Annotated in this window: 11 protein-coding genes, 1 rRNA gene and 1 pseudogene; 10 read left to right on the top strand and 3 right to left on the bottom strand. The window is 71.5% G+C overall.

The features are described 5' to 3' along the window. The 3 genes from rrf to ACIA8K_RS38870 all read left to right on the top strand — a co-directional run. Nucleotides 1–90: ribosomal RNA gene (gene rrf / locus ACIA8K_RS38880) — 5S ribosomal RNA — on the top strand; the annotation flags it as partial. A gap of 460 nt (nucleotides 91–550) precedes the next feature. Next, nucleotides 551–2338, top strand: coding sequence for a hypothetical protein (locus ACIA8K_RS38875; protein ID WP_396068501.1), 1788 nt, complete (start codon nucleotides 551–553; stop codon nucleotides 2336–2338). After that, nucleotides 2314–3492, top strand: coding sequence for a hypothetical protein (locus ACIA8K_RS38870; RefSeq protein ID WP_396068500.1), 1179 nt, complete (start codon nucleotides 2314–2316; stop codon nucleotides 3490–3492). Before ACIA8K_RS38875 ends, ACIA8K_RS38870 begins: the two co-directional genes overlap by 25 nt. Before the next feature lie 228 nt (nucleotides 3493–3720). On the opposite strand, the gene ACIA8K_RS38865 is transcribed toward ACIA8K_RS38870, so the two are convergent. Next, complete coding sequence (locus ACIA8K_RS38865) at nucleotides 3721–4107, bottom strand: MerR family transcriptional regulator (RefSeq protein WP_396068507.1); 387 nt, start codon at nucleotides 4105–4107, stop codon at nucleotides 3721–3723. Nucleotides 4108–4475: 368 nt separating this feature from the next. Next, nucleotides 4476–4898 (bottom strand): MerR family transcriptional regulator, encoded by a 423-nt coding sequence (locus tag ACIA8K_RS38860; RefSeq protein ID WP_396068506.1) that lies wholly within the window; start codon nucleotides 4896–4898, stop codon nucleotides 4476–4478. Nucleotides 4899–5007: 109 nt separating this feature from the next. On the opposite strand from ACIA8K_RS38860, the gene ACIA8K_RS38855 reads away from it, so the two are divergent. Then, on the top strand, nucleotides 5008–5709 hold the full coding sequence (locus ACIA8K_RS38855; RefSeq protein WP_396068499.1) for an SDR family oxidoreductase: 702 nt from the start codon (nucleotides 5008–5010) through the stop codon (nucleotides 5707–5709). 91 nt (nucleotides 5710–5800) lie between these two features. Continuing rightward, a pseudogene (locus ACIA8K_RS38850) lies at nucleotides 5801–6595 on the top strand (HAD-IIA family hydrolase); the annotation flags it as partial. 388 nt (nucleotides 6596–6983) lie between these two features. On the opposite strand, the gene ACIA8K_RS38845 reads toward ACIA8K_RS38850, so the two are convergent. After that, nucleotides 6984–7319: an SCP2 sterol-binding domain-containing protein gene (locus tag ACIA8K_RS38845; protein ID WP_396068498.1), complete on the bottom strand. Its 336-nt coding sequence runs from the start codon at nucleotides 7317–7319 to the stop codon at nucleotides 6984–6986. Nucleotides 7320–7440: 121 nt separating this feature from the next. On the opposite strand from ACIA8K_RS38845, the gene ACIA8K_RS38840 reads away from it, so the two are divergent. The 5 genes from ACIA8K_RS38840 to recN all read left to right on the top strand — a co-directional run bounded on the left by ACIA8K_RS38840 (nucleotide 7441) and on the right by recN (nucleotide 12154). Next, on the top strand, nucleotides 7441–8226 hold the full coding sequence (locus ACIA8K_RS38840) for a hypothetical protein (protein ID WP_396068497.1): 786 nt from the start codon (nucleotides 7441–7443) through the stop codon (nucleotides 8224–8226). Further along, nucleotides 8226–8519: a hypothetical protein gene (locus ACIA8K_RS38835; RefSeq protein WP_396068496.1), complete on the top strand. Its 294-nt coding sequence runs from the start codon at nucleotides 8226–8228 to the stop codon at nucleotides 8517–8519. The genes ACIA8K_RS38840 and ACIA8K_RS38835 overlap by 1 nt, the downstream gene beginning before the upstream one ends. A 33-nt stretch (nucleotides 8520–8552) precedes the next feature. Further along, nucleotides 8553–9437 carry a TlyA family RNA methyltransferase gene (locus ACIA8K_RS38830; protein ID WP_396068495.1) on the top strand — a complete coding sequence of 295 codons (885 nt, stop codon included), beginning with the start codon at nucleotides 8553–8555 and terminating at the stop codon, nucleotides 9435–9437. Beyond that, on the top strand, nucleotides 9421–10323 hold the full coding sequence (locus ACIA8K_RS38825) for an NAD kinase (protein ID WP_396068494.1): 903 nt from the start codon (nucleotides 9421–9423) through the stop codon (nucleotides 10321–10323). Before ACIA8K_RS38830 ends, ACIA8K_RS38825 begins: the two co-directional genes overlap by 17 nt. A 73-nt stretch (nucleotides 10324–10396) precedes the next feature. Next, entirely contained in the window at nucleotides 10397–12154 is a 1758-nt protein-coding gene (recN, locus tag ACIA8K_RS38820; protein ID WP_396068493.1) for a DNA repair protein RecN, read from the top strand. Nucleotides 12155–12187 lie beyond the last annotated feature (33 nt).

Genomic DNA, 12187 nt, shown 5'->3' with positions numbered 1-12187 from the left:
CCCGGTTACATTCCGAACCCGGAAGCTAAGCCCACCAGCGCCGATGGTACTGCACTCGTGAGGGTGTGGGAGAGTAGGACACCGCCGGACTTCTTTACAATTGAGGGCCACCCTTCCGGGGCGGCCCTTAGTTGTATTTGCGGGCTCGCCCCCGGGTCCGGGCACCATCGTTGGACAGTATGTATCGGCGCTGCGAGTGGTAGCGCCCCCAGGAAGGATGTACCTGTGACTCCAGGACCGGACGGCGACAACCCGCGTTCCCGGCGGGATGACGACCGCGACGGGCGGGGCCGCGACGACGCTCGTGGCAGCCGCGACTCTCGTGGTGGTGACCGGGACTTCCGGGGCGGCGACTCCCGTGGCGGCGCCGGCGGCGGTGGTTACCGCAGTGGCGGTGACTCCCGCGGCACCAGCGGTGGCGGCTTCCGTAGCGGCGGGGACTCCCGCGGTGGCGCCGGCGGTGGCGGCTTCCGCAGTGGCGGTGACTCCCGTGGCACCAGCGGCGGCGGTTTCCGCAGCGGTGGTGGCGACTCGCGCGGTGGGGCTCCCCGTGAGGGCGGCTACCGCAGCGGCGGAGATTCGCGTGGTGTCGGCGGCGGTGGCTTCCGTTCCGGTGGTGACCGTGACTCCCGTCCGGGTGGCTTCCGTAGCGGTGGTGACTCCCGTGACGGCGGTTTCCGTGGTGGCGATTCCCGTGGTGGCAGCGGCGGCGGTTTCCGCAGTGGCGGTGACCGTGATTCCCGTCCGGGTGGCTTCCGTAGCGGTGGGGATTCCCGCGAGGGTGGCTTCCGTGGTGGCGACCGCGATTCCCGTGGTGGCAGTGGCGGCGGTTTCCGTTCCGGTGGCGACCGTGATTCCCGTCCGGGTGGCTTCCGTAGCGGTGGGGACTCCCGTGACGGCGGCTTCCGCGGTGGCGATTCCCGTGGTGGCAGTGGCGGCGGTTTCCGCAGTGGCGGTGACCGTGACTCCCGTCCGGGTGGCTTCCGTAGCGGTGGAGACTCCCGCGAGGGCGGTTTCCGCGGTGGCGACCGCGACTCGCGTCCGGGCGGTTTCCGCAGTGGTGGCGACTCGCGTGGCGGTGCCGGTGCCGGTGGCGGTTTCCGTTCCGGTGGTGACCGTGACTCCCGTCCGGGTGGCTTCCGTAGCGGTGGAGACTCCCGCGAGGGTGGCTTCCGTGGTGGCGACCGCGACTCCCGTGGCGGTGCCCCTCGTGAGGGTGGCTTCCGTGGCGGTGACCGTGACTCCCGTGGCGGCAGCACCGGTGGGTTCCGTTCCGGTGGCGATCGCGATTCCCGTCCGGGTGGTTTCCGCAGCGGTGGCGACTCCCGTGGCGGTGCCGGTGGCGGTTTCCGCTCCGGTGGCGACCGTGACTCCCGTCCGGGTGGCTTCCGTAGCGGTGGAGACTCCCGCGAGGGTGGCTTCCGCGGCGGTGACCGTGACTCCCGTGGTGGTGCGCCCCGCGAAGGCGGCTTCCGTGGTGGCGACCGTGACTCCCGTGGCGGCGCTCCCCGTGAGGGTGGCTTCCGCGCTGGTGACTCGCGTGGTGGTGCTCCTCGTGAGGGCGGTTTCCGTGGTGGTGACCGTGACTCCCGTGGCGGCAGCACCGGTGGTTTCCGCAGTGGCGGCGACCGTGACTCGCGTCCGGGCGGTTTCCGCAGTGGTGGCGACTCGCGTGGCGGTGCCGGTGGCGGTTTCCGTTCCGGTGGCGACCGTGACTCCCGTCCGGGTGGCTTCCGCAGCGGTGGAGACTCCCGCGAGGGTGGCTTCCGCGGTGGTGACCGTGATTCCCGTGGCGGTGCCCCTCGTGAGGGCGGCTTCCGTGGTGGTGACCGCGACTCCCGTGGCGGTGCCCCTCGTGAGGGCGGTTTCCGTGGTGGTGACCGTGACTCCCGTGGCGGCAGCACCGGTGGTTTCCGCAGCGGTGGCGACCGTGACTCGCGTCCCGGTGGTTTCCGCAGCGACAGCGACTCGCGCGGCGGTGCCGGCGGCGGTTTCCGTTCCGGTGGCGACTCGCGCGGCGACCGTGACTCGCGCGGTGGCGGCTTCCGTGAGCGTGAGGGTGGCGCACGCGGTGCCGACCGTGGCGGCTTCCGTGAGCGTGAGGGTGGCGCACGCGGTGCCGACCGTGGTGGCTTCCGCGAGCGTGAGGGCGGCGCCCGTACCGGCGGCGATCGTGGTGGTTTCCGGGAGCGGGACGGCCAGGGCTTCCGTGGCGGTGACCGCCCGGAGCGCACGGGCGACACCGGCACCGCGGCCAGCCAGGCCGCGCCGTCGATCCCGGCGGACGTCGAGTGGACCGAGCTCGACCGCGATGTGCGGTCCGAGCTGCTGTCGCTGAACAAGCCGGTGCAGGAGACGGTGTCCCGTCACCTGGTGATGACCGGCCGGCTCATCGACGACGCCCCGGAGGAGGCGCTGGCGCACGCGCTGGCCGCCCGCCGGCTGGCGTCCCGGATCGGCGTGGTGCGTGAGGCGGTAGGCCTGGCGGCGTATCACGCCGGTGAGTGGCAGACCGCGATCGCGGAGCTCCGCACGTACCACAGGATGAGCGGCAAGCAGTCGCACGTGGCCGTGCTCGCGGACTGTGAGCGCGCGCTGGGCCGCCCGGAGCGGGCGATCGACCTGTTCCGCAACACGGACAGCGCCGCGCTGCCCAAGGACACGGCCGTGGAGCTGCTCATCGTGGCCGCCGGCGCCCGTGGCGACTTGGGGCAGGGCGAGGCTGCCGTGTCCATGATGCAGATCCGTGAGCTGACCGCCGAGACGACGACGGAACCGTGGGCCGCGCGCCTGCGCTACGCCTTCGCCGACGCGCTGCTCGCGGTGGACCGCCGCGACGAGGCGCGCGAGTGGTTCGCCCGGGCCGCGGCCGCCGACGAGGACGCGGTCACCGACGCGGCCGAGCGTCTGCTCGAGCTTGACGGCGTCCAGATCGAGGGCGAAGAGGACGAGTCCGACGACGAGTCCACCGCCGCCGCGACATCGCACGCCGACTCCGATGCCGACTCGAACTCCGACGGAGACGACGCGGACGACGACGAAGACGACGACCGCGACAACGACGAAGACCGCGATGACGACGACGCGGACGATGACGATGACGATGACGACCGCGATGACGATGACGACGCGGACGATGACGACGAAGACGACGACCGCGACGACGACGATGACGACGCGGATGAGGACGACCGCGACGACGACGAAGACGACGACGAGGACGAAGACGAAGACGACGACCGCACCGAGGACGACGAGGAGGACGACGAGGAAGACCTCGACGCCTCTGACGCGTCCGCGGAGCTGACCGTCGCCGGCGACGGCACCTCCGAGAAGTCTGAGACCGCCCCGGCCGCCAAGGCCGACACGGTCGACGACGACGAGGACGATGAGGACGACGACGAGGCCGCGAAGCTGAAGGCCAAGGAGACCGCCGAGTCCACCGGCCCGCGCGACCTCGGCCCCAGGTTCGACGACGGTTCGGCCCGCTGATCCCCGCGCGACGCTGATCCACCAGAAAAGCCCCGGCCACCCGGCCGGGGCTTTTCTGTGTCTACCGGCTCCCGGACCTCAGGGCGTGGGTGACTGATCGTGGCGGCCTACGGCTTGGGCCCAGGCGCCGCCCGGCCGCGCGCTGCGGATACCCGGAGACGGCACCGGCATTCAGGCACCCGCGGCGCACACCTCGGCCTCGGCTCGCCGGGATCCGTCGAACACGGCCTAGGAAGCGGAGACCAGCGCGTCCTCGTCGCTGTGCACGCAGGACGCCGCCGAACGGGAGGACTCGATCACCGCGGTGAGCCGGTTCCGGGTGGCGATCAGGTCCTGGATCTGCTGGTCGATCCGGTCGCGCTCGGAGACCATCAGCGCGGTCGACTTCTCGTCCGGCTCGTTCGCGTCGACGCACGGCATCAGCGCCGCGATGGTGCGGCTGGAGAGCCCGGCCGCGTACAGCTGCTGGATGAGGAGTACCCGGTCCACCGCGCTCTCCGCGTAGTGGCGCTGGCCGCTGGCGGACCGGGTGGCGTACAGAAGGCCCTGCTCCTCGTAGTAGCGCAGGGCGCGGACGCTCACGCCGGCGCGGGTGGCGAGGTCGCCGATGCGGATCATGCGGGTCTCCAGATCGTGTAGCGGCCGTCACGGCCCTTGCCTCTGACGTCAACGTCAGCTCTCAGCGTAGCTCCAGCAGGATTCGCCACCCAGCGGGAGGAAAGCCATGAATCTCACGAACTCGGTGGTCCTGGTCACCGGCGCGAACCGCGGCCCGGGCTGGCATTTCGCCCGGCAGGCGCTGGAGCGAGGGCGACCACGGTCTACGGCAGCCCACCGCCCGGCGAGCATCGACCTGCCCGGCGTACCGCCGCTGCGGGTGTTGTGTGTCGCGCTGGACGGTTTCGAGGCCGGGGCAGATCGAGATCCTGGTGGACGAGGGGTCCGCCTACATCACGTCGATGCTGGCTAGGGACCCGCGAGTTCTACACCGAGGTGGGCTGACGCGCGTCGACGATGTTCCGCCTCTCCTGGGCCGGGTAGACGAGGTGGGAGCATGAGGCCGGCGTCGCTGTGGTGCACTCGATGATGACTGTGTCGAGCCGGTCGCGCGTGGAGATCAGGTCCTGGATCTGGCGGCTGACGCGGTCTCGCTCGCTGGTGAGGATGTCGAGCGCCTCCGGCGTGGCCTCCTGCGCGTCGACGCAGGGGAGCAGCACCGCGATCAGGCGGCTGGACAGGCCGGCCGCGAAGAGGTCCTGGATCAGGCGGACGCGCTCGACCGCGGCCTCGGGGTAGAACCGCTGGCCACCGCCGCTGCGCGCGGCCGGCAGCAGGTTCTGCTCCTCGTAGTAGCGCAGTGCGCGGGTGCTCACGCCGGCCCGGGCGGCCAGGTCGCCGATGCGGATCATGGTCTCTCCCGGTGAGGTGACTGTCGTCACGAGACTTGCCTTTGACGTCAACGTCAAGTTTTAGCGTAACTCCCGGCACCGATCATCACCTTCCGGGAGGAAAGCCATGAAACTCACGAACTCCGTCGCCCTGGTCACCGGCGCGAACCGCGGCCTCGGCCGGCACTTCGCCGAGCAGCTGCTGGAGCGCGGCGCCACCAAGGTCTACGCGACCGCCCGCCGGCCCGAGCTGGTCGATCTGCCCGGCGTGGAGGTGCTGCGGGTGGACCTCACCGACCCGGCGTCGATGATCGCGGCCGCGGCGGTGGCCACCGACCTGACCCTGCTGATCAACAACGCGGGCAACTCGTCGTTCGTGAACCTGGTGGACGGCGACGACGCGGAGATCCAGGGCCAGCTGGACTCGTTCTTCTGGGGGCCGCTGCGGCTGATCCGGGCGTTCGCGCCGGTCCTGAAGGCGAACGGTGGCGGCGCGATCCTCAACATTGCCTCCGCGATGTCCTGGGTCGCGGGGGACACCGCCAACGCGTACCACGTGGCGAAGGCGGCGGAGTGGGCGATGACCACGTCCGTGCGGCTGGAGCTGGCGGCGCAGGGAACGCGGGTCGCGGGTGCCTACTTCGGCATGACCGACACCGGCCACCAGGACTTCTGGACCGGCCCGCTGAACGACCCGGCGCAGATCGTCCGGACCACGCTGGACGGACTGGAGGCGGACCGGCTGGAGATCATCGCGGACGAGTTGGCGGCCGGGGCGAAGGCGGTCGTGGCAGGCGATCCGCGTGATTTCTACCCTGTGGCGGTCTGACCGGAGGGTTGTGTGACCGATCGGACCCCGCGATGTTCCGGGCCGCACCCGAGGCTGGGATGATCGGTGCCGGAGCAACGGGAGGCACAGCGTGAGCGATCGTCTCATCGACGGGTACGACCTGGTGATCTTCGACCTGGACGGGGTGGTCTACCTCATCGACCAGCCCATTCCGGGCGCGGTGGAGGCGATCGCCCAACTGCACGAGGCCGGCATCCCGGTCGCCTACGCCACGAACAACGCGTCCCGCCGCGCCGCGGATGTGGCCGCGCTGCTCACCGGCATGGGCATTCCCGCTACCGCGGACGAGGTGCTGACCTCGGCCGGCGCGTCCGCGGCCGTGCTGGCGGACCGGCTCCCGCCCGGCGCACCGGTGCTTGTCGTCGGCGCTGACGCGTTGCGCGCCGAGATCGAGGCCGTCGGCCTGACCGTGGTGGCCAAGGCGGACGAGCGCCCGGTCGCGGTCGCACAGGGCTACGGCCCGGCGATCGGCTGGGCCGACCTGGCCGAGGCCAGTGTGGCGATCCGGGCCGGCGCGCTCTGGCTGGCCACGAACACGGACAAGACGCTGCCCAGCCCGCGCGGCCCGCTGCCCGGCAACGGCTCACTTGTCGCCGCGCTGCGCACCGCCCTCGACCGCGACCCGGACGTGATCGTCGGCAAGCCCTCGCCCGCCCTCTTCACCACCGCCGCCGAGCGGGTGAATGCGAAGAAGGCCCTTGTCGTCGGCGACCGCCTCGACACCGACCTGGAGGGCGCCGTCCGCGCCGGCATGGACGGCCTCCTCGTCCTCACCGGCGTCCACACCCTCGAAGACCTCCACGCCGCCCCACCCACCCAACAGGCCACCTTCGTCGCCCACAACCTCTCCGGCCTCTTCGAACCCGCAATCCCCGCCAACGACTTCAAGGCATAAAACGCTGTGGGGGTACGAGCCGAGGCTCGTACCCCCACACGATCTTGATCTTGGTCTGCAGTTCCCCCGGTGCCCGCGCGAATCGACACCACATCGTGAGGCGTAAACGCCGGAGGAACGTCGGTGCCATTCACGCAAGCCGCTTACTCGCCCTGCCCGCTCTTAGTCTGCAGTTTCTCCTGACCAACGCGGATCTGTACCGCCCACGTGAGGCGCGGACGACCGAGGAACGTCGGTGTCAGTCAGACACGCTCTTCGTCTGCCTGACACCGCCGTCCGCAGGCCGTGGCGTCGAGCCCGGAGGAGCGAAGCGACGACCATGAGCAGAGCGCCCGGAGGAGCGAAGCGACGACCAAAATCAGAGCAGTTTGCGGAGCTTCAGCAGGTCGAAGGGGTTGGCGCCGATTTTGACCTGGCCGCTGGTGTAGGCGCGCATGACGTCGAGGCGGCCGTTGACGAGTTCGATGAGGTCGTCGCTGTTCGCGGTGAGGGAGATCTTGGCCTTCGGGTCGTCGCCGTCCGCGATGTCGACCAGGCGCCCGTCCACAAGCCGTCCGTGGAATGCGGTGGCGAGATCCGGGACCCGGCAGGCCAGCGTCCGATTGAGGTCGATGCGCCCTTGCGCGTCCGCGTTTGCGGACAGCCGCTCCGCGAGGGTGTTCAATGCCGACCGAACCTCGTCTACGCTGGCCACACTTGGTCCTCTCCACGCCGCTTGCGGTTTCCCGCACGGTACCGCACGGGTCCGGCGACGTCGCCCGGTAGCGTGGCACGCGCGGGGAGCGCGCCGGATCGCAACAGTGAGGGGAAGCCGGATGCAGAAGGAAGCGTGGCGGGCCTATCTGGACCTCGCCCTGGGGCTGACCGAAAGCTCACGCAAGCAGGCCACCAAGACCGCGATGAAGCTGGTCGGCAAGGGCGGCGCGACCGCGGCCCAGCTGCAGGCGCTTGTCGAGGAGACGCTTGCGGCCGGCACCGCGAATCGCGCCGTGGTGGAGCGCCTGGTCCGCAACGAGGTGGACCGTGCGCTCGGCGTGGTCGGCCTGGCGAAGTCGGACGAGGTCGAGGCGCTGCGCAAACGGGTGACGGAGCTGGAGGCGCAGCTGACTCCGGCGAGGACCGCGCCGGTGGACGTACCCGGTGACCTGCCGGTCGAGACCCCGGTGGAGGCCGCGGCGGCCGCGTCGACGGCGACCACGCCCCCGGCGCCGGTGAAGAAGGTCGTCGCGAAGAAGGTCGTGGCCAAGAAGGCGCTGGCGAAGGCGCCCGCGGGCGGTACCGCGGTGCCGGACGCGCTTGTCACGCCGGAGAAGCCGGCCGCCGCCGGCACCCCGGCCGCCCCTGGGACGACTAACACCCCGGCCGTGCCCGCGACTCCGGCGGCGCTTGCCACCTCCGCGGTGCCGGCCGAGGACGAGCCTGCGGTCGAGCCGCCGGCCGAGACGCCCGCGAAGCGGATCACGCCGCCGCAGAAGACCGTGGTGCGGAAGAGGTCGGTGCCCACCCCGGCCGATCTGCCGCCCGCGGTGAAGAAGGTGGCGCCGGGCAAGCGGGCCAAGAAGCCCGTCCCGCCGCTCTTCGACGACGGCACGCAGCGCTGATGAGCACGCCGTTCCCGATCCCCCGTCCTCCGGCCGCGCCCCGCCCGCCGATGAGCCCGGCGGGCATGGGCACACCGGGCATGGGCACACCGGGCATGGGTGCGCCGGGGATGGGCGCGCCGGCGGTGCGGATGACCGAGCCCGGCGACGGGAGCACCGGGCATCCGGCCGTGGACGCGATGCTCGCCTCCCTTGCGAACGCGGCGTCGCTGTCCCCGGCCGACCAGATCGCCGAGTTCGAGGCCGCGCACCAGATCCTTCGCGAGACGCTCGCCACGATCGACCAGGCCTGACCCTTCCCCCTGAAAGACACGTGAAGACACCGCATGGCACGCCGCATCCGTCTAGACGCCGAACTCGTCCGCCGCGGCCTTGCCCGCTCCCGTGAGCAGGCAGGCACGCTGATCGAGGCCGGTCGCGTCGAGATCCGGGGGATGGTCGCCCGCAAGGCCGCCGCGCAGATCGACCCGGCCGACCCGATCGTGGTCACCGGCGAGGACCCGGTCGACGAGTACGTGTCGCGCGGCGGTCACAAGCTGGCCGGTGCGCTCGCCGCGTTTGGCCCGCGCGGGCTCGCCGTGGCGGGACGCCGGTGCCTGGACGCCGGCGCGTCCACCGGCGGCTTCACTGACGTGCTGCTGCGTGCGGACGCGGCCGAGGTGGTCGCGGTGGACGTCGGCTACGGCCAGTTGGCGTGGAAGCTGCGTACCGATGAGCGGGTGAAGGTCTTCGAGCGCACGAACGTGCGCACGCTGCTGCCGGAGACGATCGGCGGGCAGGTCGAGCTGATCGTGTCCGACCTGTCGTTCATCTCGCTGCGCCTAGTGCTGCCCGCGCTGGCCGGCTGCGCGCTGCCGGACGCGGACCTGGCGCTGATGGTCAAGCCGCAGTTCGAGGTCGGCAAGGAACGGGTCGGCGAGGGCGGCGTGGTCCGGGACCCGGCGCTGCGGGCCTCAGCGGTCCTCGACGTGTGTGCGGCCGCCTATGCACTCGGGCTCGGCCTCGCCGGGGTGGCCGCGAGCCCGCTGCCCGGCCCGAGCGGCAACGTGGAGTTCTTCGTGTGGTTGCGGCGGGGCGCGCCCGCTGCCGATCCGGACCATGTGCGGGCCGTCGTCGAGGCCGGGCCCGCGGGTACGGTGGCCGTGCACGCGCCGGAGGCCGGCGCGGAATCGCTTGTTGACAAGGGAGTGACGAGTGAGGAGCACCGCTAACCGGTCGGCGCTGCTGGTGACCCACACGGGACGACGGCACAGCACCGAGCACGCGGCCTCGATCGCGAGCGACCTCGTGCGCGCGGGGTTCGAGGTCCGTGTCGTGGCCTCCGAGATCGGTGATCTGGACCTGCCGCCGGGCGTCACGCCGGTGTTCGGCCCGGACGCGGCCGAGGGCGTGGAGATCGTGTTCGCGCTCGGTGGCGACGGCACGTTCCTGCGCGCGGCGGAGCTGGCCCGGCCGAACAAGGCGCCGCTGCTCGGCATCAACCTGGGCAAGGTGGGCTTCCTCGCCGAGGCGGAGATCAGCGACATCGACCAGGCGGTCGCGGAGGTGGTGCGCGGCGCCTACACCGTGGACGAGCGGCTTACGCTCGACGTGCGGGCCGAGCTGGACGGCGAGGTGATCGCGGAGACCTGGGCGCTCAACGAGGTCTCGGTGGAGAAGGGCCAGCGGGCCAACATGCTTGAGCTGCGCGTCGACGTGGACGGCAGACCGCTGTCCCGGTACGGCTGCGACGGTGTGATCTGCGCGACGCCGACCGGCTCCACCGCCTACGCGTTCTCGGCCGGCGGCCCGGTGGTCTGGCCTGAGGTGGAGGCGCTGCTGCTGGTGCCGGTGGCCGCGCACGCGCTGTTCAGCAAGCCGCTGGTGACCGCGCCCACGTCCACGTTCGTGATCACGGTGGATCCGTACACGTCTGTCGCCACGCTCTGCGCGGACGGTCACCGCGTCTTCGATCTGCCTCCCGGCGCGAAGGTCACTGTCCGGCGCGGCGCGCAACCGGTGCGTGTTGTTCAGCTTCAGCCACGGCCGTTCACGGATCGGCTGGTGGCGAAATTCGACCTCCCGGTCCTCGGCTGGCGGGGTACGAAGCGGCGGTAATCACTGCGTTCGCCACAATTGGCGCAGCTCTCGGCTGGAAAAGTGTCGGAGTTCGCGGCTACTGTCTTTGCCTGTGCTGGAAGAGCTGCGTATCACCGGCCTGGGCGTCATCGAGGACACCACATTGCCGCTGACCGGCGGCATGAATGTGATAACCGGTGAGACCGGCGCCGGAAAGACCATGGTCGTGACCGGCCTCGGCCTGCTGTTCGGCGGGCGGGCCGATGCCGGTCGCGTACGAGCCGACCCCGGCCGTGCCGTCGTCGAAGGACGACTGCGGCTCAAGGGGGCGATCGCCGATGCGGTGCTCGCCCGGATCACCGACGCCGGCGCCGAGCCGGACGACGACGGCACCGTGATGCTGTCTCGTACCGTCACCATCGAGGGCCGTTCCCGCGCCCATGTCGGCGGGCGGTCCGCGCCCGTCGCGGTGCTCACCGACGTCGGCGAGCGGGTGCTTGCCGTCCACGGCCAGTCCGACCAGCTGCGGCTGCTACGCCCCGCGGAGCAGCGCGCCGCGCTCGACCGGTTTGCCGGCCCGGAGCACGAGAAGCTGCTGGAGACGTTCCGCGAGACGTACGTCAAGTGGCGGAAGACCGCTGACGATCTCGCGGACCGCCGCCGTAACGCGCGCGACCGCAACCAGGAGGCCGACCTCCTCAAGCTCGGCCTCGACGAGATCACCCGCGTCGACCCGCAGACGGGGGAGGACGACGAGCTGAAGGCCGAGGCGCAGCGCCTGGAGCATGCGGAGGGTCTGCGGACCGCGGCCGCGCTTGCCTACCAGTCGATCGCCGGCGGTGCCGAGGCCGGTGACGAGACGCCGGATGCGACGAGCCTGCTCGGGACCGCCCGGCGCACGCTTGAGGGGCAGGCAGGCGTCGACGGCAAGCTGGCCGACCTCGCCGCGCGGCTTGAGGAGGCGGCCACGCTGATCAGTGACGTGTCCGCCGAGCTCTCCGCCTACCTGGACGCACTTGACGCCGACCCGAACCGGCTGACCGCGATCTACGAGCGGCGCGCGCTGCTGCGCGGGCTGACCCGTAAGTACGCGGACGACGTCGACGGCGTGATCACCTGGGCTGAGACGGCCCGCGCCCGGCTCGGCGAGCTGGACACGTCCGACGAGCTGCTTGAGGAGCTGGAGCGCGATCGCCAACGCCTCGAGGGCGAGGTCGCGGAGCTGGCCGTGCGGCTCACCGCCGCCCGGGTCGAGGCTGCCGGGCGGTTCGCCGAGGAGGTCAGCGTGGAGCTGGCCGGCCTGGCAATGCCGCACTCGCGGGTCGAGGTCGCGGTCCTGCCGCGTACCGCGGGCAAGAGTGAGCCGACCGTGACCATCGACGGCACCGAATCGGGCGTGTCGTCGGACGGGGCGGACGAGGTGGAGATGCGCCTGCTCGCACATCCGGGCGCGCCGGCGCTGCCGTTGCAGCGTGGCGCCTCCGGCGGTGAGCTGTCCCGCGTGATGCTGGCGATCGAGGTCGTGTTCGCCGGCGTCGGCGGCCCGCCGACGCTTGTGTTCGACGAGGTCGACTCCGGCGTGGGCGGCACGGCCGCGGTGGAGATCGGGCGGCGGCTGGCCCGGCTGGCGCGCAGTCACCAGGTGCTTGTGGTCACCCACCTGCCTCAGGTGGCCGCGTTCGCCGACCGGCACCTGGTGGTCTTGAAGGACACCGGCGGCGCGGTGACAACCAGCGGCGTGCGAGTGGTCGAGGACACGGACCGCGCACGCGAGCTGTCCCGCATGCTCGCCGGCCTGCCCGACTCTGACCTCGGCATCGCTCACGCGGAGGAGCTGCTGGCGGTGGCGGAGCGGGAGAAGCGCCGCTGAACCGGAGTTCCGCGGGGCCTTGTCGTGTGTGTG

Source organism: Catenuloplanes sp. NPDC051500 (assembly GCF_044454585.1).
Taxonomy (GTDB): Bacteria; Actinomycetota; Actinomycetes; order Mycobacteriales; family Micromonosporaceae; genus Catenuloplanes.
This window is presented reverse-complemented; position numbering and strand designations above follow the sequence as displayed.